This is a genomic window from Roseicyclus sediminis (assembly GCF_025515305.1).
GTDB lineage: Bacteria > Pseudomonadota > Alphaproteobacteria > Rhodobacterales > Rhodobacteraceae > Roseibacterium > Roseibacterium sediminis.
Genome location: NZ_JAOPHT010000022.1, coordinates 1 through 21309, shown reverse-complemented (window position 1 = coordinate 21309; position 21309 = coordinate 1). Strand labels below are relative to the sequence as shown.

At 67.5% G+C, this 21309-nt stretch carries 19 protein-coding genes; 5 read left to right on the top strand and 14 right to left on the bottom strand.

The genetic code is table 11. From position 1 onward, the window contains the following. Positions 1-23: 23 nt before the first annotated feature. A complete protein-coding gene (locus tag N8I71_RS18905; protein ID WP_262879592.1) occupies positions 24-803 on the bottom strand; it encodes an alpha/beta fold hydrolase in 780 nt (259 codons plus the stop codon). Continuing rightward, positions 800-1399: a 2-hydroxychromene-2-carboxylate isomerase gene (locus tag N8I71_RS18900; RefSeq protein ID WP_262879591.1), complete on the bottom strand. Its 600-nt coding sequence runs from the start codon at positions 1397-1399 to the stop codon at positions 800-802. Before N8I71_RS18900 ends, N8I71_RS18905 begins: the two co-directional genes overlap by 4 nt. Before the next feature lie 122 nt (positions 1400-1521). On the opposite strand from N8I71_RS18900, the gene N8I71_RS18895 reads away from it, so the two are divergent. Continuing rightward, positions 1522-2550 (top strand): ribose-phosphate pyrophosphokinase, encoded by a 1029-nt coding sequence (locus N8I71_RS18895; protein WP_262879590.1) that lies wholly within the window; start codon positions 1522-1524, stop codon positions 2548-2550. A gap of 224 nt (positions 2551-2774) precedes the next feature. Here N8I71_RS18895 and N8I71_RS18890 read toward each other — a convergent pair whose 3' ends face one another. From N8I71_RS18890 to N8I71_RS18860, 7 genes are all read right to left on the bottom strand, one after another. Continuing rightward, positions 2775-4001, bottom strand: coding sequence for an MFS transporter (locus N8I71_RS18890; RefSeq protein ID WP_262879589.1), 1227 nt, complete (start codon positions 3999-4001; stop codon positions 2775-2777). Positions 4002-4532: 531 nt separating this feature from the next. Next, on the bottom strand, positions 4533-4883 hold the full coding sequence (locus N8I71_RS18885) for an H-type lectin domain-containing protein (protein ID WP_262879588.1): 351 nt from the start codon (positions 4881-4883) through the stop codon (positions 4533-4535). Between the two features lie 185 nt (positions 4884-5068). Continuing rightward, positions 5069-5485 carry a F0F1 ATP synthase subunit epsilon gene (locus N8I71_RS18880; protein WP_262879586.1) on the bottom strand — a complete coding sequence of 139 codons (417 nt, stop codon included), beginning with the start codon at positions 5483-5485 and terminating at the stop codon, positions 5069-5071. Positions 5486-5549: 64 nt separating this feature from the next. Next, positions 5550-6974: a F0F1 ATP synthase subunit beta gene (atpD, locus tag N8I71_RS18875; RefSeq protein WP_262879585.1), complete on the bottom strand. Its 1425-nt coding sequence runs from the start codon at positions 6972-6974 to the stop codon at positions 5550-5552. Between the two features lie 19 nt (positions 6975-6993). Beyond that, positions 6994-7872, bottom strand: coding sequence for a F0F1 ATP synthase subunit gamma (locus tag N8I71_RS18870; protein ID WP_262879584.1), 879 nt, complete (start codon positions 7870-7872; stop codon positions 6994-6996). A 30-nt stretch (positions 7873-7902) separates the two neighbouring features. Continuing rightward, positions 7903-9441 carry a F0F1 ATP synthase subunit alpha gene (gene atpA / locus N8I71_RS18865; protein ID WP_262879583.1) on the bottom strand — a complete coding sequence of 513 codons (1539 nt, stop codon included), beginning with the start codon at positions 9439-9441 and terminating at the stop codon, positions 7903-7905. Then, positions 9442-10002, bottom strand: a complete 561-nt coding sequence (locus N8I71_RS18860) for a F0F1 ATP synthase subunit delta (protein WP_262879582.1) — start codon at positions 10000-10002, stop codon at positions 9442-9444. It abuts the gene before it with no gap. Between the two features lie 441 nt (positions 10003-10443). On the opposite strand from N8I71_RS18860, the gene N8I71_RS18855 reads away from it, so the two are divergent. Continuing rightward, positions 10444-11247, top strand: coding sequence for a hypothetical protein (locus tag N8I71_RS18855; RefSeq protein ID WP_262879581.1), 804 nt, complete (start codon positions 10444-10446; stop codon positions 11245-11247). Between the two features lie 19 nt (positions 11248-11266). Here the strand turns inward: N8I71_RS18855 and N8I71_RS18850 are convergent, their stop codons facing one another. Then, positions 11267-12025: a class I SAM-dependent methyltransferase gene (locus N8I71_RS18850; RefSeq protein WP_262879580.1), complete on the bottom strand. Its 759-nt coding sequence runs from the start codon at positions 12023-12025 to the stop codon at positions 11267-11269. 64 nt (positions 12026-12089) lie between these two features. On the opposite strand from N8I71_RS18850, the gene gloB reads away from it, so the two are divergent. Next, positions 12090-12893 (top strand): hydroxyacylglutathione hydrolase, encoded by an 804-nt coding sequence (gene gloB, locus N8I71_RS18845; RefSeq protein ID WP_262879579.1) that lies wholly within the window; start codon positions 12090-12092, stop codon positions 12891-12893. 312 nt (positions 12894-13205) lie between these two features. After that, positions 13206-15542, top strand: a complete 2337-nt coding sequence (gene clpA / locus N8I71_RS18840) for an ATP-dependent Clp protease ATP-binding subunit ClpA (RefSeq protein WP_262879578.1) — start codon at positions 13206-13208, stop codon at positions 15540-15542. Positions 15543-15662: 120 nt separating this feature from the next. On the opposite strand, the gene N8I71_RS18835 is transcribed toward clpA, so the two are convergent. The 3 genes from N8I71_RS18835 to N8I71_RS18825 form a co-directional block, all read right to left on the bottom strand. Continuing rightward, positions 15663-17615 (bottom strand): peptidoglycan -binding protein, encoded by a 1953-nt coding sequence (locus N8I71_RS18835; protein WP_262879577.1) that lies wholly within the window; start codon positions 17613-17615, stop codon positions 15663-15665. Between the two features lie 6 nt (positions 17616-17621). Beyond that, positions 17622-18893, bottom strand: coding sequence for a biopolymer transporter ExbB (locus tag N8I71_RS18830; RefSeq protein WP_262879576.1), 1272 nt, complete (start codon positions 18891-18893; stop codon positions 17622-17624). A gap of 76 nt (positions 18894-18969) precedes the next feature. Then, the gene (locus tag N8I71_RS18825; protein WP_262879575.1) at positions 18970-19545 is read right to left on the bottom strand and encodes a gamma-glutamylcyclotransferase; all 576 of its coding nucleotides are present in this window, start codon (positions 19543-19545) and stop codon (positions 18970-18972) included. A 67-nt stretch (positions 19546-19612) separates the two neighbouring features. On the opposite strand from N8I71_RS18825, the gene N8I71_RS18820 reads away from it, so the two are divergent. Further along, positions 19613-20617, top strand: coding sequence for a DUF2125 domain-containing protein (locus N8I71_RS18820; protein ID WP_262879574.1), 1005 nt, complete (start codon positions 19613-19615; stop codon positions 20615-20617). Here the strand turns inward: N8I71_RS18820 and N8I71_RS18815 are convergent. After that, a partial coding sequence (locus tag N8I71_RS18815) for an extensin-like domain-containing protein (protein WP_262879573.1) occupies positions 20614-21309 on the bottom strand: 696 nt, incomplete at its 5' end. The two genes, N8I71_RS18820 and N8I71_RS18815, sit on opposite strands and share 4 nt — an antisense overlap.

The window sequence follows — 21309 nt, the reverse complement described above, 5'->3', positions numbered from 1 at the left end:
CGGCTCACGCGCGCCGCTGAAACTCACCCCAACCCGTCGAGAAAGCGCCCGATCGGTTCCGCGACGGCCTTTGCGTGGGTGACGGGCGCCATGTGCCCGCCGCCCTCGATGAGGATGCGCCGCGTGTCCCGCAGCCCCTCCTCCAGCCGGTCGAGGATCTGCCCGATCACGGGAGGCGACGCGCTGCCCTGCATCAGCAGAACCGGGCAGGCGACCGTGCCAAGCCGCGGCAGAAGCCGCGCGCTGTCATGGTGGAGCGACGGCTGCTGCGCGGCGATGGTCCACATCCGCTCTGCCATGTAGGCCGCCTGCGGCGGGGGCAGAGCGTCGAAGGTTCCCCCCGCCCCCCAGACCGACAGGAAGAGCCGCGCGGCCTGTTCGGTGTCGCCAGCCGCGATCATCGGCGTCATGCTGGCCAGCGTCTCGGCATTGCGGCGTTTCGCGTCCCCGTCCGGGGCAGCCGCGAAAAGGACCGGCTCATACATCGTCAACGAGGCGACGCGCTCCGCCTCTTCGATGGCGAGGCGCAGGGCGACCGTCGCGCCGAAACTGTGGCCGACGAGATGCACGGGCCCCTCCGGCAGGAGCGCGCGGGCCTGTTCGGTGGCCTGGTCGTGGTAGTCGCGGGTCCGGTCGCCGTCCGGGCCGGCGCCGTGACCCACCATGTCGGGCGCGATCAGTCGGTAGCGGTCCGACAGGATGCGCGCCAGTTTTTCCCAGGCCCCCCCATGGGCCAGGGCGCAGTGCAGCAGAAAGACGGAAGGCGCCCCTTCCGGCCCCCAGCGGCGGATGCCTTCGCTCACAGCTTGCCGGCGAGGAACAGGTCGAGGTCGTCGATCCGGTCCTGACCCCAGAACTTCTCGGTCCCGTCCACGATGTAGAAGGGCGCGCCGAAGACGCCGGCCGAGACCGCATCCTCGAGGTTGCGGGCGTATTGCTCGGCGCCCTGCAACATCGCCATTCCGGCGAGACCCGGGTCGAAGCCTGCTTCCTGCAGACAGTCCGCGATTACCGCGTCCTCGGCGATGTCGCGCTTGTCGCGCCAGACCGCGCCGCCGAAGGCCTGAACAAGTTTGCCGAGATCGCCGCCACCCGCCTTCTCGGCCGCGATGAAGGCATAGGAAGACGGCGCGGGGTTCACCGCGCGATAGGGCGGATCGAGGTCGATTGGCAGGCCGTGTTTTTTCGACAGGCGTCTGAGTTCCTGCAGACGGTAATCGAGCCGCGCCGGGTGACGTTCGCCGGGGGGCAGGCCGCCGGTGCGCGGAAAGACCGCCATGATGTCCACGGGCCGGTATTTCAGCGTCGCGCCGTGCCGTTCCGCGACCTCCTCCATCCGGGTTCCGGCAAGGTAGGTGAAGGGCGACGTGGTCGCGAAGAAGTACTCGATATGGGCCATTCGCAACTTCCCTCCATTTGGCTTTGCGCCGACCCTAGGCCGGTGGTAGGGGGTGTCAACCAGATGCCGGGGCACGTGGGGACGGGTCCGGCAAGACACGAGGCAAGGGGGACAGCTGCCGCATGTCGTCGACCGAACCGAAGCTCATTTCGGGCAATGCAAACCGGACACTCGCCGAGGCCATCGCAAGGCGCATGTCGATGCACCGCGGGATGCAGGTCAGCCTCGTTGATGCGCGCGTCGAGCGTTTCAACGACGGCGAGATCTTCGTCGAAGTGTTCGAGAACGTCCGCGGCGAGGACATGTTCATCATCCAGTCGACGTCGAAACCGGCGAACGACAACCTGATGGAACTGCTGATCATCACCGACGCGCTGCGGCGGTCCTCGGCCCAGCGGATCACGGCGGTGATTCCCTATTTCGGCTACGCAAGGCAGGACCGGCGCACCAAGGCGCGCACGCCCATCTCGGCCAAGCTCGTTTCCAACATGATCGCCAAGGGCGGGGTCGAGCGGGTCCTGACGATGGATCTTCACGCGGCCCAGATCCAAGGCTTCTTCGACATCCCCGTCGACAACCTCTATGCCAGCCCGATCTTCGCGCTGGATATCCTTCACCAGTTCAACGGTGACATGTCGGACGTCATGGTCGTCAGCCCCGATGTCGGCGGCGTGGCCCGCGCCCGCGAACTAGCCAGCCGGATCGGCGCGCCGCTCGCCATCGTGGACAAGCGCCGCGAAAAGGCAGGCGAGGTCGCAGGCATGACCGTGATCGGCGACGTGAAGGACCACAAGTGCATCATCGTCGATGACATCTGCGACACGGCCGGCACGCTGTGCAAGGCGGCCGACGTGCTGATGGAGGGCGGCGCGACCGAGGTCCACGCCTACACGACGCACGGTGTCCTGTCCGGCCCTGCGGTGGAGCGGATCTCGGGCTCGGTCCTGAAGTCGCTCGTGGTCACCGACACGATCGAGGCGACGGCCGAGGCGAGGGCATGTCCCAACATCCGCATCGTGCCGACGGCTCCGATGTTCGCACAGTCCATCGTGAACATCTGGTCGGGGACGAGCGTCTCCTCGCTGTTCGACACGGCCTCGCTGGTTCCGATCTACGAGGGGCTCTATCCGCGGGGGATGTGGGGTCGCTAGACCCCGCGCCCAAACCCTGCCAGCGTCCCGATTTACGTCGCCTGTCAGCGCGCGACATGCGCCGTCGACCGGCGGGCATGGCCGCGGCCTGCCTCGGTTCCGGCCAGCTCTTGTTCAATCGGGCACCCTGCTCGCCGCAAGCGTGAGGCGGTGAAGGCGACCGAAGAAGGCGCCGAGCCATCCCTCGGCCACACACGCCGTAGGCCGGGCCGCAGGACGCGGGCCTAGCCCAGCGGGCGACGTGCGTAACCCGCCCCGGACAATCTCAGGGCCAGCGGCAGGATCGCCACGACCAGCAGCGCCCCGACGAGAAACGGCGCTCCGGGAAGGTAGATGCCGGCCGACCCCGACACGAAGACCCCGAAGAGCGGCGTGAAGACCAGCGGGGCGAGCACCGCCGACAGCGAACTCAGCGAGGCGATCACCCCCTGCACCATGCCCTGCCGATCCTCGCCGACCGTTCCCGACGACATCGCCATGAGCGTGGGAGGAACGAGGTCGGTCAAGGCCGCGATCGGCAGGAGGATCGCCACCATCCAGAGCGCGTCGGCAAAGCCGAATCCCGCGAGCGACGCCGCCCCGAGCACCAGTCCCCAGATCGCCAGCCGCCGCTCGCCCAGCCGCTTCACCGCGAAAGGCATCACGCCCGCCTGGACACCGGCCACGAGGACCCCATAGGCCGAGAGCGACAGGCCGATCACCAGCGTGGACCAGCCAAAGACTTCGCGCCCCCAGAAGGCCCAGAGCGTCGGGTAGACCATGTTGGCGAACTCGAAGACGGCGATGCAGATCAGCGGGATGGCGAGGCCCGGCACGCGGAACGCCGCAAAGATCGTGCCAAAGGGGTTCAACTCGCGCGCGCCGAAGGGGCGGCGGCTTTCGCGGCGAAGGGACTCGGGCAGCACGAAGAGGCCGAAGACGACGTTCGCTGCCGCAAGCCCCGCCGCCAGCCAGAAGGGCGCGGTGACATGCCAGGTCGCGACGATCCCGCCCAGCGCGGGGCCGAGGACGAACCCGATGCCGAAAGCGGCCCCGATCAGGCCGAAGCGCGCTGCGCGCTGCTCGGGCGGGGTGATGTCGGCGATGTAGGCCGTCGCGGTGATGTAGGTGGCCCCGGCAAGCCCCGCCAGCGTGCGGCCAAGCAGGAGCAGCCACAGCGACCCGGCCAGCGCCATTATGACGTAGTCGACCGCGAGGAAGGCCAGTGCCGCCAGAAGGATCGGCTTGCGCCCGTAGGCGTCCGAAAGGGACCCCACGATCGGCGCGAAGAGGAACTGCGCGCCTGCATAGGCCGACATCAGAAGACCGGCCCAGAGCGAGCCCTGGGCGAGATCCCCCGCCCCGACGCGCGCCATCAGGTCGGGCATGATCGGGAACACGATGCCGATCCCGATGGCGTCGATCATCAGGGTGGCGAGAATGAAGATCAGGGGGCCGCGCTCGGACTTCATGGCGCCCTATCCCCCGGGAACGGACCCCGGCGCAAGCTTCATGGCGCGGTTGCGACGAAAGACGGCTGCGAAGGCGAGATTGGCCACATGTCGCCCCGCGTGCGAACAGCGGATGCAGCGGTAATTCGGGACGATAGGCCGACCAGATGCCGGGAATGGCGTGGCATGGCCCCGCGCTTCGGCAATTCGGCAAGGGATAGCGGATGCCACCTTCCGGCTCGGACCTCCGGCTCCCTGACGGCCGGGCGGTGACAGGCGCTGCGGGTTTCCGGTTTCCGACCCGCATGGCGGTGATCCGGTTGCGGGACGCGGGCCCGCGTCCGGTGCGTCCCGAGATGGCCGGCCGAACGCCATGTCACGGCAGAGCGCGTAGATCCGGACCGGTGGCGGGACGGCACTGAAACAGGCATCCGGACGGCTCATGCGCCCGGCCGTCTGTCGCGCGGTGAACGTTGCAGGGGTGAACTTGCGGCTGGAGGTCGAACGGATCTTCCGTGCCCCCCATTTTCGGCAATCGCGGGTCCCCGCGCCTCAGTAAAGATCCCAGTCGTCCTCGCCCGAGACCTCGCCGATGGCGAGCCAGTCGGCGCGGATCCGCGCCACCCGGCTGTCACCCCAGGTCCGGAAGACGAGGTCGAAGCCGGCCTCCGTCACAGCCTCGGCGCGAAGGTCCGCGCGCTGGTTCGTGTCGCCGTCGGTGTCCCACATGGACAGACCCACATGGACAGCCGGCGCGCCGCGGAATAACGCCGAGAACGCGACCGGCACGCGCGCCTCACGCGGGCCGGTGCCGGACCACATAGGCCCGTCATCCTCGAAATCGCTGAACAGGGTCCGGCTTCCCTGGTCGATCCCGACAAGTGGTGTGCGCAAGCGTTTCATGGTCGGCGATCTGCGGTTCTGTCCTGCTCGTGGCGGCGTGGTCTAGCGGCCAACTGGACCTTCGAGACGGAAAAATCGTGACGCGAGAATGGCATTGCCGACATGGCCGAGACGAGAAACCCCCGCGCGCCGGGGCGCACGGGGGCTCGATATTTCGTGGTCCTGCCGGTTCCCGAGGGTCTGCGTCAGCCGCCGATCCGGTCGCCCAGCGCCACCATGTCGGCCAGCAACTTGGCGGCATCGTCGACGGGGCCGGGCTCGTTGTGGAAGGTCTCTTTCGCCTTGTCGTGCGCGGCGCGGTATTCCTCGATCAGCGCATTGTGCGCGTCGCGGGTCAGCTCGCTCGACGGCATCGCGCGCTCGGCCAGAACGGTGACGGACTTGCCCGAGATGTCCGCGAAACCGCCCAGCACCACGTATTCTTCGGTGCCGCCCGCATGGGTGACCGAGAGGATGCCGGGACGCAGCGTGGTGATCGTCGGCGCGTGGTCGGCCATGGCGGTCATGTCGCCCTCGGCGCCGGGGATGCGAACCTCGGTCGCCTGGAGCGAGGCCAGCCGCCGCTCGGGGCTGACGAGGTCGAATTGCATCGTGTCGGCCATGTTCCTGTCCTTTCGACTGCCTGCCCCCGCCCCACCGTTCGGTCGGGCGGGTGGCGGCTATCCCTTACGCGGCTTCGGCGGCCAGGCGCTCGGCCTTGGCGATCACTTCGTCGATGCCGCCGACCATGTAGAACGCCGCTTCCGGCAGGTGGTCGTACTCGCCCGCGACAACCGCCTTGAACGAGGAAATGGTCACGTCGAGCGGCACCTGCACGCCGTCCGAGCCGGTGAAGACCTTCGCCACGTCGAAGGGCTGCGACAGGAAGCGCTGGATCTTCCGGGCGCGGGCCACGGTCAGCTTGTCCTCTTCCGACAGTTCGTCCATCCCGAGGATCGCGATGATGTCCTGCAGCGACTTGTAGCGCTGAAGGATACCCTGGACGTCACGGGCGACCTGGTAGTGCTCCTCGCCGAGGATCTGCGGGTCCATGAGGCGCGAGGAGGAGTCGAGCGGGTCCACGGCCGGGTAGATGCCGAGCTCGGAGATCGCGCGGCTGAGAACCGTCGTCGCGTCGAGGTGGGCGAAGGTCGTGGCGGGTGCCGGGTCGGTAAGGTCGTCCGCGGGAACGTAGACGGCCTGGATCGAGGTGATCGAGCCGGTCTTGGTCGAGGTGATCCGCTCCTGCATCGCGCCCATGTCGGTGGCCAGCGTCGGCTGGTAGCCCACGGCCGAAGGGATACGGCCGAGAAGTGCGGACACCTCGGAGCCGGCCTGCGTGAAGCGGAAGATGTTGTCCACGAAGAACAGAACGTCCGTGCCCGACTGGTCGCGGAACTGCTCGGCCAGCGTCAGGCCGGTCAGCGCGACGCGGGCGCGGGCGCCCGGAGGCTCGTTCATCTGGCCGTAGACCAGAGCCACCTGGCTCTCGGTCAGGTTGTCCGGCTTGATGACGTTCGACTCGATCATCTCGTGGTAGAGGTCGTTCCCTTCACGGGTCCGCTCGCCCACACCGGCGAACACGGAGTAGCCCGAGTGCACCTTTGCGATGTTGTTGATCAGTTCCATGATGAGAACCGTCTTGCCCACGCCGGCGCCGCCGAACAGGCCGATCTTGCCGCCCTTGGAGTAGGGGGCGAGCAGGTCCACCACCTTGATGCCGGTCACGAGGATTTCGGACTCGGTCGACTGGTCGACGAACTCCGGAGCAGGCTGGTGGATGGAGCGCTTCTCGTCGGACACGACCGGGCCGCCTTCGTCCACGGGCTCGCCCACGACGTTGAGAATGCGGCCGAGGGTTGCGTTGCCCACGGGCACCATGATCGGGCCGCCGCTGTCGGTGACGCTCTGGCCGCGCACGAGACCCTCGGTGGCGTCCATTGCGATGGTGCGGACAGTCGACTCGCCCAGGTGCTGGGCGACCTCGAGCACGAGGCGCTTGCCGTTGTTCTCGGTCTCCAGCGCGTTGAGGATCTCGGGCAGGTGGCCGTCGAACTGCACGTCGACGACGGCGCCGATGACCTGGGTGATCTTTCCGGTTGCGGTAGCCATGTGTGATGTCTCCGGTGTCTTAGAGCGCTTCGGCGCCCGAGATGATTTCGATCAGCTCATTGGTGATGACGGCCTGACGCGAGCGGTTGAACTCGATCGTGAGCCGCTCGATCATGTCGCCTGCGTTGCGGGTCGCGTTGTCCATTGCGGACATCCGCGCGCCCTGTTCGGAGGCGCCGTTTTCAAGGAGCGCGGTGAAGATCTGCGTGGCAAGGCCCCGCGGCAGGAGGTCGGCGAGCACACCTTCCTCCGACGGCTCGTAGTCGTAAAGCGTCGCGTCGCCCTCGCCTTCCGCCGGCGCTTCGAACGACGCCGGGATCACCTGCGTCGCCGTCGGGATCTGGCTGATCACCGACTGGAAGCGGTTGTAGAAGATCGTGGCGACGTCGAACTCGCCCGCGTCGAACCGCTCAAGCAGGTTCGCGGCGATGTCGGCGGCGTTGGCGTAGCCGAGGCGCTTCACATCCGATAGGTCGACGTGTCCGACGAACTTGTCGGCGTGGTCGCGCTTCAGCTGTTCGCGGCCTTTCTTGCCGACCGTCAGGATCTTGACCGTCTTGCCCTCGGCAAGAAGGCTGTCGATCCGCTGGCGCGCAAGGCGCACGATGGTCGAGTTGAAGCCACCGCACAGACCGCGCTCGGCAGTCATCACCACCAGAAGCTGCACCTGGCTGGAGCCGGTTCCGGCCAGAAGGCGCGGCGCGCTTTCGGACGCGCCCACCGACTGGGCGAGACCGCCCATCACCGCTTCCATCTTCTCGGCATAGGGACGCGCCATTTCGGCGGCCTCCTGCGCACGACGCAGCTTGGCGGCGGCGACCATCTGCATGGCCTTGGTGATCTTGCGGGTCGACTTGACCGACTCGATCCGGTTTTTCAGGTCCTTGAGGCTCGGCATCTGCCTGTCCCCTCCTCGCGTCGTTCCGGATCAGGCGAAGTCGGCTGCGTATTCTTCGATCGCGGCCTTCAACTTGTCGGCGGCATCGCCCTTGATCTTCGGATCTTCGTTGGTGATCCAGTCGAGGACGTCCGACTTCTTCTGCCGCATGAAGGTCACGAGCCCGCGCTCGAACCGGCCGACGGCGGATACCGGCAGCTTGTCGAGGAAGCCCGAGATACCCGCGAAGATCACGCAGACGATTTCCGCGTTGGTCAGCGGCGAGTACTGCGGCTGCTTCATCAGTTCGGTCAGACGCGCACCACGGTTCAGCAGGCGCTGGGTCGCGGCGTCGAGGTCCGAGCCGAACTGCGCGAAGGCGGCCATCTCGCGGTACTGCGCAAGCTCCAGCTTCACCGAGCCCGCAACCGATTTCATCGAGTTGGTCTGCGCCGACGAACCCACGCGGCTCACCGAGAGACCGGTGTTCACGGCGGGGCGGATGCCCTGGTAGAACAGTTCGGTCTCGAGGAAGATCTGGCCGTCGGTGATCGAGATCACGTTGGTCGGGATGAAGGCCGACACGTCGCCGCCCTGGGTTTCGATGACCGGAAGTGCCGTCAGCGAGCCCGAGCCGTTGTCCTCGTTCAGCTTCGCCGAACGCTCCAGCAGGCGGGAGTGGAGGTAGAAAACGTCACCCGGGTAGGCTTCGCGGCCCGGCGGGCGGCGCAGCAGGAGCGACATCTGGCGGTAGGCGACGGCCTGCTTCGAGAGGTCATCGTAGATGATGAGCGCGTGACGGCCGTTGTCGCGGAAGTATTCCGCCATCGCGGTCGCGGCGTAGGGCGCGAGGAACTGCATCGGTGCGGGGTCGGATGCGGTTGCGGCCACGACGATGGAATATTCCATCGCGCCGGTTTCCTCGAGCTTCTTCACCAGCTGCGCGACGGTCGAGCGCTTCTGGCCGACAGCGACGTAGACGCAGTAGAGCTTCTTGCTCTCGTCGTCGCCGGCGGCGTCGTTGTAGACCTTCTGGTTCAGGATCGTGTCGAGTGCCACGGCGGTCTTGCCGGTCTGACGGTCGCCGATGATCAGCTCGCGTTGGCCACGGCCGATCGGGATCATGGCGTCGATGGCCTTGAGGCCGGTCGCCATCGGCTCGTGCACGGACTTGCGCGGGATGATGCCGGGGGCCTTGACGTCGGCGATGCGACGCTCGGTGGTCTCGATCGGGCCCTTGCCGTCCAGCGGGTTGCCGAGACCGTCGACGACGCGGCCCAGAAGCGCCTCACCGGCGGGCACGTCCACGATGGAATTCGTGCGCTTGACGACGTCGCCTTCCCCGATTTCCCGGTCCGAGCCGAAGATCACGATGCCGACGTTGTCGCTCTCGAGGTTGAGCGCCATGCCGCGGATGCCGCCGGGGAATTCCACCATCTCGCCGGCCTGGACGTTGTCGAGGCCGTAGACGCGGGCGATACCGTCGCCGACCGAAAGCACGCGGCCCACTTCGGCAACTTCGGCATCCTGACCGAACGACTTGATCTGTTCCTTCAGGATCGCAGAAATCTCGGCTGCTTGGATACCCATTTATCCGACCTCTTTCATGGTGTTCTGGAGGGAGTTGAGCTTCGCGCGGATCGACGTGTCGATCATCCGCGAGCCCACCTTGACGACAAGACCGCCGATGAGGCTTTCATCAACGGTCGCATTCAACTTGACCTCGCGACCGACGGACGCCGACAGCGCCTTCTGCAGCTTGTCGGACTGCGCCTTGGTCAGGGCCTTGGCACTGGTCACATCCGCGGTGACCTCGCCCTTGTGGTCGGCGATGCGCGACCGGAGCTCGCGCAGGAGCGCGGGAAGAACGAAGAGACGGCGCTTGCCGGCCATCAGGCGCAGCGTGTTGCCGGTGATCGCGTTCACGCCCATCGCGTCTGCGACGCCGCCGATCGCGGACTGCGTTTCGTCGCGGCCATAGATGGGCGAATTGATCAGGTCCCGGAGGTCGGCGCTTTCGGCCAATGCGGCTTCGAGCGCGGAAACATCCGCCTCAAGCGCGTCAAGCGCCCCGCTTTCCTGAGCCAGTTCAAACATCGCGGTCGCGTAACGCGCGGCAATGCCGGTCGAGATCGAAGCAGGTTCGCTCACGTCCACCCTTTCACATGCTTGCCCGGCGTATCCCGGACGGCCTTCTCATATGGTCAACCCGGGCGGTGCCTGCCGGCGCCTCCGGGCTCTCGTTCGCGTCTCGGCGGCAGATGGCAGCCGGTTCCCCTCAAATCGCCGTGGATGTAGCAGAGGGTTCATCATGCTGCAACCGCCACAAATCTGCGGCGCAGCAATGGAAAAATCCCGTTTTTCATGGAGGTAGCCGGATGCCGGGTGTCTGCGACGCTTTGAAGCTTGCACGTATTTCCGTCAGGGGGCTTCGCGGCACGTCGATTCTGCGCCCGCATGGCTCCTCGCGGCGGCGCAGCGCCGGAAATTGCCGCGTGGCCGCCACAATCGCACCGCACCTCGACCCGCATTTGACCCAAATCCAATGGTTTAGAATCCCCTAACGAGGTTTCTGAGGGTGCTTGCCCCACCATGCTGTCGATTTTCACCCTTACGGTTCTGGGTGCCTTCGGGGCATCGAACGTGCTGACCGACGTCGACGACAAGTCGGACGACGACGCACACGACGACCAGCTTCCCGACGATACCGCCGAGGGGCTCGGCGGTGACGAGGACCTCATCGCGCGTCTGGACATGTTCGCCGCTCTCGGCATGAGACAGCCGGACGTCACCCCGACCAGCGAGGCCTACCTTCCCGCGGAGGAGGACGAAGATGTCTTCGGCGATCTCGTCGAAGACACGGTCGTGGCCGACCTGACCGCAGAGGAACTGGATATCATGGCAGGACAACTTTCGCCCGCCATGGGCGCGGAAGACTACGACGACGGTCCGACCGAAGTGATCGCGGTGTCCGTGGGCGGCCCCGGATCGGGGGCGCCGGACGCAACGGACGCCGGGTTCCGGACGCAGCTTGGCCCGCAGGACGAGCTGACCTTGAACATCGCGCCCGATCTGCCCGGTCAGATCCTTGCCGTGCACAGCGTGTTCGACACCGAGGGTGACGACGAGGGATCCGTCGGGCTGCGCTATGCGATGAATTTCTACATCCTGCCCGAGGGACAGGATATCCCAGACGGCAGCATCACGGGCACCGAGGCCGAGTTCATCGAGGCGCACGGCTTGCAGAAGCTCGGCGAGATCGACCTCGGCCGGTTCGCGGCCCGCTACGATGCAGAGACCGGCGATACGGTCGTGACCGACGATTCCCGCCAGGCAGAGCCGCCCCATATCCTCGCCAATCGCCCCGTGACGGAGATGACCGCGCTCTTCGGCTAGGTCCGGACCTGCGCGATCCTCAGACCTGTTGTCGGCCCGCCGCGCCCGCCGGACGCGGTGCGCCTTCCAGCACGCGAAGGGGCCGGCGCACGCGCTCGGCCAGGCCCGGACCGAGCGGCGCGTAGACCCGCTTGGAGGCCTCCACGATGAGAACGCCGCCCCCGCGCTGGCCCGGCAACCGGCTGCCGAGGCGTTCGACCATCTCGGCCGACTTGATCCAGAACCGCTTCTCCGAGGGAGGCGCGAAGAGCGCCGCGGCGTGACGTTCGGGCACGAAGTCGTGCCGCTTGAGCTGGGCCTCGAGCTGACCGAGGGTATAGGGCCGGCCGAAACCGAAGGGCGTGACATCGCGGCGCGCCCAGAGACCGCCGCGATTGGGCACGATGAACAGAGCACGGCCGCCCGGGCCAAGAACCCGCGCGCATTCCTCCAGAACGGCGGCCGGATGCTCGGACGTCTCCAGCCCGTGAAGGCAGATCAGGCGGTCGGCATGGCCGGTGTCGATCGGCCAGAGCCCCTCGCGGCACAGGACCGAGACATTGTCGAGGCCGGCCGGCCACGGCATCACGCCCTGCTCGGCCGGCATCAGGCCGATCACGCGCCGCGCCTCTCCGAGATAGGGACGCAGAAGCGGAACGGCGAAACCGAAGCCGACCACGGTCTGCCCCTTCGCCTCGGGCCAGAATGTCAGAATCTGGTCGCGGATCGCCTTCTGCGCGGTCCGGCCGAGACGCGTGCGGTAATAGAACTGCCGCAGGTCGATCACGTCGAGATGCATTGCGGCTCCGGGGTCAATGGTCCAGTCTCCTGTCCCGACCTTAGCAGCGCGAAAGGGAAACGCCATGCCCCCCGCAACCGCCAACGCCACGTATACCATCGCCCGCGACGGCCTCGAAATCGTCACCGTCCCCTGCCTGAGCGACAACTACGCCTATCTCGTGAAGGGCCCCGACGGCGTGTGCCTGATCGATGCCCCCGAGGCCGGGCCGATCATCGAGGCGCTCGAGGCGCGCGGCTGGACGCTCGGGACGATCCTGATCACGCATCACCACCATGACCACGTCGGCGGGGTCGAGGCGCTGCGGAGCCGCTATGGCTGCAAGGTCATGGGGCCCGAGGCCGAGCGCGAGAAACTGCCACCGCTCGACATGGGGCTGAAGGACGGCGACGCCGGCGGAGCGGGGCCCTCCCGGACGGTGGCGATCGCGGTGCCGGGCCATACGCTCGGCCACCTGGCGTATCATTTCCCCGAGGCGGGCGTGGTCTTCACCGCCGACAGTCTCATGGCGCTCGGTTGCGGCCGGGTGTTCGAAGGCACGCCTGCGATGATGTGGGACAGTCTCTCCCGGCTCGCCGCCCTGCCGCGCGACACGCTCGTCTTCTCGGGCCATGAATACACGCAGGGCAACGCCCGCTTCGCCCTCACCATCGAGCCCGAAAATCCCACACTGCAGGCTCGTGTGGCCGCGGTGGCGGATGCGCGTTCGGAAGGCCGTCCGACCGTTCCGGCAGAGCTTGGCGAGGAACTCGATACCAACCCGTTCCTACGGGCGGGCTTGCCAGAGGTGAAGGCGCTCCTAGATATGAGTGGAGATCCCGACCACGCGGTCTTCGCCGAGATCCGGCGCCGCAAGGACGCGTTCTGATCAGCGCTGCCGATCCGGTCGGCCGCGCATGTTCCGGGGCCGGAGAATACGGCGATCCGGGCTGGACGACCGGTTCGCTCAAGGGGGCGCGACCGGGCAGGAACGGTTCATTGAGACGGCCCCAATCGGCGAATGCCCGTTTTTTGTGCACTCCCTCATGAATCCAAGGGCTTGTGCCGGAGCGGCCCGGTGACACTGCAATTTGAGCAGAATTTCCTTGAAACACGCCGACAAAAACCAAAGCTTAATCACATGAGGCCATGATCGGGCGGAGGCGGAGGCCCCCTCGACGACACCGAAAGGATCACGCGCGTGCCATCTTTTTCGACGACCCTGGAGCAGGCCATTCACGCAGCGCTGGCGAATGCGAATGCGCGCCGGCACGAACTTGCAACGCTCGAACACCTCCTTCTCGCGCTCATCGACGAGCCGGACGCGCAGAAGGTCATGAAGGCATGCAGCGTCGATCTCGAGGCGCTGCGCACCACGCTCGTGAACTTCATCGAGGATGATCTGTCGACGCTCGTCACCGACGTGGACGGGTCCGAAGCCGTGCCGACCGCTGCCTTCCAGCGGGTGATCCAGCGCGCGGCGATCCACGTCCAGTCCTCCGGGCGCACCGAAGTGACCGGCGCCAACGTGCTGGTCGCCATCTTCGCCGAGCGCGAAAGCAATGCCGCCTACTTCCTGCAGGAACAGGACATGACGCGCTACGACGCGGTGAACTTCATCGCCCATGGCGTCGCCAAGGATCCCTCCTACGGCGAAAGCCGCCCCGTGACCGGTGCGTCGGAAGCCGAGGATGAGCCGCAGTCGAGCCAGGCCGAGACCGCGTCCGACGCCGACCAGAAGGAATCGGCCCTCGCCAAGTATTGCGTCGACCTGAACGCCAAGGCCGTGAAGGGCGATGTCGACCCGCTGATCGGCCGCGAGCACGAGGTGGAACGCTGCATCCAGGTCCTGTGCCGGCGGCGCAAGAACAACCCGCTTCTGGTGGGCGATCCCGGCGTGGGCAAGACCGCCATTGCCGAGGGACTGGCCAAGAAGATCGTCGAGGGCGCAACGCCCGAAGTGCTTCAGGGCGCGACGATCTACTCGCTCGACATGGGCGCGCTTCTCGCCGGCACGCGGTATCGCGGCGATTTCGAGGAGCGGCTGAAGGCGGTCGTCAAGGAACTCGAGGATCACCCCGACGCGATCCTCTTCATCGACGAGATCCACACCGTGATCGGTGCGGGCGCGACCTCCGGTGGGGCGATGGATGCCTCCAACCTTCTGAAGCCCGCGCTTCAGGGCGGCAAGCTGCGCTGCATGGGCTCCACCACCTACAAGGAATTCCGCCAGCACTTCGAGAAGGACCGCGCGCTGAGCCGCCGGTTCCAGAAGATCGACGTGAACGAGCCTTCGGTCGAGGACGCGGTGAAGATCCTCAAGGGCCTCAAGCCCTACTTCGAGGAGCATCACAGCGTGAAGTACACCGCCGACGCCATCAAGACGGCGGTGGAGCTGAGTGCGCGCTACATCAATGACCGCAAGCTGCCCGACAAGGCGATCGACGTGATCGACGAAGCCGGCGCGGCGCAGCATCTCGTGGCGGAATCCAAGCGCCGTAAGACCATCGGCGCCAAGGAGATCGAGGAGGTCGTGGCAAAGATCGCCCGCATCCCCCCCAAGAACGTCTCGAAGGACGATGCCGCCGTGCTCAAGGACCTCGAAGGCACGCTCAAGCGCGTGGTCTTCGGCCAGGACGCCGCGATCGAGGCGCTGTCGGCCTCGATCAAGCTGGCCCGCGCGGGCCTTCGGGAACCGGAGAAGCCGATCGGCAACTACCTGTTCGCGGGTCCGACCGGCGTCGGCAAGACGGAGGTCGCCAAGCAGCTCGCCTCGTCTCTCGGGGTGGAACTCCTGCGCTTCGACATGTCGGAATACATGGAGAAGCACGCGGTCTCGCGGCTCATCGGCGCGCCTCCGGGCTATGTCGGGTTCGATCAGGGCGGTCTGCTGACGGACGGGATCGACCAGCATCCACACTGCGTCCTCCTGCTCGACGAGATCGAGAAGGCGCATCCGGACGTGTTCAACATCCTGCTGCAGGTGATGGACCACGGCACGCTGACCGACCACAACGGCCGCAAGGTCGACTTCCGCAACGTGATCCTGATCATGACGTCGAACGCCGGTGCGGCCGACATGCAGAAGGCCGCAATCGGCTTCGGCCGCGACCGGCGCGAGGGCGAGGATACGGCCGCGATCGAGCGGACGTTCACGCCGGAGTTCCGGAACCGCCTCGACGCGGTCATCAGCTTCGCGCCGCTCGGCCGGGAAACGATCCTCTCGGTGGTCGAGAAGTTCGTCCTCCAGCTCGAGGCGCAGCTCATGGACCGCAACGTCACGATCGAACTCACGCGGCCCGCCGCCGAATGGCTGGCCGAGGAGGGTTACGACGACAAGATGGGCGCACGCCCACTTGGCCGCGTGATCCAGGAGCACATCAAGAAGCCGCTGGCGGAAGAGCTTCTCTTCGGCAAGCTCGCCAAGGGCGGCAACGTGAAGGTGGGCATGAAGGACGGCAAGATCGACCTTCGCTTCGAGGAGCCGGGCAACCCGCGCCTCAGCTCGAAGAAGCCGCCGCTCCTGACAGCGGACTGAGCCCCCCTCGGGTCTGAAATCGAAACGGCGGTCGCATCTCGCGGCCGCCGTTTTGCTTTCAGGGATGAGCCCGGACTACCGGACTGCGGTCATTGGGACGAACGATCGCCGCAGATGCCTTCAGCGCTCTGTCAGCTTCAGCTCGATCCGCCGGTTCTGCGCCCGGCCTTCGGCTGTGCCGTTGTCCGCCACCGGCCGGTATTCCCCGAAGCCGGTCGCCGCCAGCCGGGAGGGCGGAATGCCCAGTTCCTCGGACATGTAGAGCACGACCGACAGCGCCCGCGCCTGGCTCAGTTCCCAGTTGTTGGCGAAGGCCCCGCCCGCGCCGATCTGCTGGTTGTCGGTGTGACCGTCGACGCGGATGATCCAGTCGATGGTCTCGGGAATATCGTCGGCCACCTCCGACAGGAGCGAGGCGACATTCTCGATCTGCGCAAGGCCCTCGGGCGCAAGGTCCGCAGACCCCACGTCGAACAGCACCTCGGACGAGAACACGAAACGGTCGCCATCGATGCGCACGCCCTCGCGTCCCTCCAGAAGCTCGCGGAGCCTGCCGAAAAACTCCGAGCGATAGCGTTCCAGTTCCTCGGCCTCCGCCGCCAGCCGAGCGGCCTCGGCCGCCTCAAGTTCGGCGCGCACGGCTTCGGAGCCCGCAAGCGCCCTCTGTTCGGCGGCAAGCCGCGCGAGCGCGGTATTGAGCTGCGTGCCCAGCGCATCGATCTGCACCTGCGCCTCGGCGTCGGCCTCGGCCGCGTCGTCGAGAAGCGATTGAAGCGCCGAAAGCTGCGTGCGCAGTGCCGCCACCTGCTCGTTCAGGAGCGCGACCTGCCGCTCGCTCTCGGCCGAGGACGCCTCGGCGCCTTCGAGCTCGCGATTGGCCTGTGCCAGCAGGGCGGCACGTTCCTCGGCCGCAGTCAGGGCTTGGTCACGGTCGGCCTCGGCGGCGAGGCGGGCCGAGAGGGCGTCGGCCAGCTGCGCTTCCAGCGTCGCGAGATCGGTGTCGCCGATGGCGAGTTCCGCCGCCTCCGCCCGTGCCTCGGCATCGCGGATGCGCGCCTCGAGTTCGGCCAGCCGAGCCGCCGCGCTGGCCTCCGCGCTTTCGATCCGCGAAAGGGCGAGGGCAAGCTGCTGCTCCAGCTCGCTCATCTCGGTGTCGCGGTCCTGAAGCTGGGCGCTCATCCGCTCGGCCTCGAGCTGTGCGGCGGCAAGCTGTTCCTCGATCGAGCCGCGCGCCTCGACCTGTGCAAGCGCCGAGGCAAGCCGGGTGGCGAGGTCATCCCGCGCAGCATCGGCGGCAGCGAGAAGCGTCAGCGTCTCCTCCGCCTCGCGCCGCTGTTGCTCCAGCGCGAGCGTCATGGCGGTGAGTTCTGCGTCCGCCTCCTCCAGCCTTGCGCGCAGGGCCTCCGCGGCGGCGGCCTCCACGAGGCGCGCGGCTTCCGCGTCGTCCAGCGCGGCGACGGTCTCGGCCAGCTCCGCGTCCCGCGTCTCGGCATCCGAGCGGAGATCGGCGATCAGTGCCTCCAGGGCCTCGCGGCGCGCCGCGTCGAGCCGGGCGGCCTCGGCGGCGGCGTCGATCTCGCTGCGGGCCGTCGCCAGCGCGAGGTTCAGCGCCTCGGCCTCGCTCATGGCCTCCGCGGCCTCGGCCTGCGCGGCATCGCGCGCGGCCCCAAGATCCCGGTTCTCGGCCAGAAGGCTCGCCACCTGTTCCTCGAAGGAGGCGATCCGCGCGGCCTGCCGTTCGCCCTCGGCCGTCAGTGCTGCGATCAGCGCGTTCTGTTCGGCCACCTGCGACTGCGCCGCCTCGAGCGAGCCGGCCAGCGTTGCGACGCGGCTCTCGAGACGGTCGGCGCGCGTCGTCTCAAGGCCCAGCGCCTGCGACAGGTCGTTGAGTTGCGCGTTAAGCGCATTCAACTCGTCATCCTGGTTCGTGATCTCTTCGCGCAGGACGTATTGCACGACCATGAAGATCGTCAGCACGAAGATCATCACCATCAGCAGCGAGGTGATCGCGTCGACGAAACCGGGCCAGATCGAGCCGGAGAAACGGGCCCCCGCACGGCGCTGGAAGGCCATCGCGCCTTACTCCCCGATGTCGCGGCTGCGCGGGCTGGGCGGCCGGCGCACCGGGTTCGCCGTGGCCGTGGCGCGGCGCTGGACCGGGGCCTCGGCGGCACGGGTCAGCGCACGCAGCGCGTCGGTCAGCTGGTTGATGTCGGCCCGGAGCGCCTCGTTGAGGGTCACGCCCTCGTCCTCTCCGCCGGTGTCGTCCTGCCCTGCTTCGAGCCCTTCGGCGATCTTGTAGAGTTGCACGTCGATGGAGCGCAGGCGCATCCGGCTCTCCTCGTCGAGCCCGCCGCCGGCATGTCCGTCCTCGACCGCCTGGGCAAGACGCTCCTGCGCGGCGGTCAGCTTCTCGACGGCTTCGACCTGGCCAAAGCCCATGCGATCGGTCAGCCCGCCCACGGCCTGCACCAGTTCCTGAAGGCGCATGTCGGTCTCGGCCCGTCGCGCCTCGGATTGCGAGTAGAGGCTTTGCAGCGTTTCGATCTGATCGACCATGTGGTCGAGAACGGTGCCGATCGCGCTCCGGTCGACGCCGCCATCGCCCTCGCCGGAGGACAGGCTGACACGCGTGATCGATGCGAGCCATTCCTCCATCTCGCGGTAGAACCGGTTCTGCCCATGTCCGGCGAACAGCTCCAGCAGGCCCACGACCAGCGAACCGGCAAGGCCCAGAAGCGACGAGGCGAAGGCGGTTCCCATGCCGCCCAGCTGATCCTCGAGCCCGTTCATGAGCCGTCCGAAAACGGCGAGCCCTTCCTCGCCCTCGGTGGGCTGGAGCGAGCGTATCGTCTCCACCACCGCCGGCACGGTCGTGGCGAGGCCGAAGAACGTGCCCAGAAGGCCAAGGAAGATCAGGAGGTTGGCGATATATCGCGTGATGTCGCGGCTTTCCTCCATCCGCGCGCCGACGCTGTCGAGCACGGATTTGGCCGAGGCCGGCGTGACCTGCATCCGCCCGCCACGCACGCGCGTGATCGCCGTCGCCGCCGCCAGAAGGCCCGGCGGCCGCTCGATTGCATCCCCGCCGCCCGTGGATGCCACTTCCTCGATCCAGGCAACCGACGAGAACAGCTGGAAGACCTGCCAGAAACAGGCGAGCACACCCACGACGAAGACGATGCCGATGGTTCCGTTGAGGTAGGGACTCGAGAGGAAGACGGGCTGCACCATCGGCCACACGAGGACCGCGCCCGCGATGACGCAGGCAAGGATTATCAGCATCAGTACGATCTGACGCGTCGGTCGGGTGATGCGCACGCCCTCGGCGCCCTCGGTCCTGCTCGCCACGGCCCCACTCGTTCAGCTTTGCCTCGCGGGGTCAGCCTACAGGCGCCGGACGGCGAAGCCAATGGCCTCTGGCCGGTCAGTCTGCCGCCCGCAGCATCCGAACGCGGCGCACCAGCCAGTCGAGATCGGCATCGGCGAGGCCAAGCTCGGCGAGGTGCGCGGCGGTGTTGTAGAGATATTCGTCGTTCGGGCCGCGCCCGCCGACGGCACCGGCGATGATCCGGGCCTGCGTCTCGAGGTCGAGATCGCCGCGATACTGCTCGTGCGCGCGGTCGATGACGTAGGTCAGCACATCCTCGCACCGCGCGCCGCAGTCGTGGAAAACGACGCAAAGCCTGGTTTCGAGATAGGCGGACGAGATGAGTTCGCGCTCACGCAGGTAGTCGATGGTCGTGGCGGCGTAGGACGGCTCCACCCGGAAGGCGAGGCCGTCGCAATGCGCCCCTTCCGCCCTGTCGAGGGCGAGAACGAGGCCCGGGCGTTCGGGCGTGCCGCGATGGTGAACCGAGGACATGCAGAACGACCGGTGCCAGCCATCAAGCCGGGCCACGCGCGCCTCGGCGACCGGAAAGCCCGGGTTCCACAGGAGCGAGCCATAGCCGAAGACCCAGAGGTCTCCGCCCGATGTTCGTCCCGTCTGCACATGCGTCATCGTCGTGGTCCTTGCCTGCGCGCCCGGCTATACCTGCCCGCGCAACGGAACGAAACGGGGTCGGGCTGTGCTGAGGCGTGTAATCGTTGGATTGGCCGTGCTGGCGGCGCTGGCCTCGGGCCTGTGGTTCGTGTCGGCACGCGGGATCGAACGGGTGGTCACGGGCTGGCTCGAGGCGCGGGCGGCGGAAGGCTGGCTGGTGCGCTACGAGGACCTCGGCGTCACGGGCTTCCCTTCCCGTTTCCGGACCGAGTTCACCGCGATGGAGCTGGCCGATCCCGAGACCAACTGGGTCTGGACCCTTCCCGCCTTGACGCTGGAACAACGCGCCTTCCGGCCCGACCACCTCCGCGCGACGTGGCCCGCAACGCAGGAGCTGTCCTCCCCCGACCAGCGGCTCACGATCACGGCGGCCACGATGACCTCGGAGCTGGACGTGCAGCCTTCGGCCGGGTTCGCGCTGGACCTGTCCGACACGGTGCTCGCCGATGTTGCGGTCGAAAGCGACGCGGGCTGGCGCATGACGCTGCCACAGGGACACCTGACCATGGCGCGACGGGACGGCGAGGCCTCGTTCTACGACGTGTCCTTCTCGGCCAGCGAGTTCGCGCCCCCCGCGCCGTTCCGGACGCGGCTCGATCCGGCCGCGATCCTGCCCGAGACGATCTCGGTTCTCGACTACGAGGCCGGGATGCGGTTCGACCGTCCCTGGGACATCCGCGCCATCGAGGATCGTCGCCCGCAGATCACGTATCTCGACCTCAAGGAGCTCGAGGCGGTCTGGGGCGGACTCCTCCTGCGCGCCGCGGGAACGCTCGACGTGGATGCGTCCGGCCTTCCCGAAGGCGAGATTGCGCTCCGTGCCGAGAACTGGCGCGACATGATCGCGATGGCGGTCAATGCTGGGATCATCCCCGAGCGGATGCGCGGCACGGCCGAGGGGCTTCTGGGCGTCGTCGCGGGGCTTTCCGGCGATCCCGAGGTGATCGACGCGGCGCTCGGTTTTTCCGGGGGACGCATGTTCCTCGGCCCCCTGCCCCTGGGACCCGCGCCACGGCTCGTGCTGCGTTAGCGGCAGTAGGATCCCGAGCGATAGGACGCCACGTCGAAGTGGAAATGGTCCTGGTGGAACCGGTCCGAATTCGGGCCGAGCACCGTGCCGAAGGTCCCGCAGGCCCCCTGGTGCAACTGCCTCAGGAGACGCCCCTCGCGCTCGGTGCGCCAATGGGTCAGCACGGTCAGTTCCTGCCCGTTCTGCAATCCGATCCCCGCGATGTCGATGGCGTTGCCGCGGGCATGTTCGCTGAGCCGTGCGCCGCTCTGCGAATTGCGCGTCCGGCAGGCGTAAGAGGCGACGACCCGCAGATTCGAGACGCCGCCGCCGGTGCGTCCGATGGTCGGCACGAGCGCGTCGCGCACCCAGGTCTGAAGCGCGCGGGCCGTATCGCAGGTGATCGTGGCGGGCGTCGTGAGCGCGATGCCCTCCACGCCGCGCAGCCGTACGGGTTCGGCGATGCCGCAGCCCGAGGACCGGCCGGTGATGGGTTCCAGCCGCTCGCCCACGAGGCCCGGAACGCCGCAGATCGTCCCCCCCGTTCCGGGCTGGGTCACGCGCCCCGGCGTCAGGCGGGCCGCCGCGCCGCGCACGCGCCGCTCAAGCCCGTCGGGCCTGAGCGAAGGGCGCAGGGACCGGGCGACCGCCGCCTCTCCGGCAAGCGCGATGATGGCATCCGGCCGGGTCGTCGCGGGCGGTGGCACCGCGGC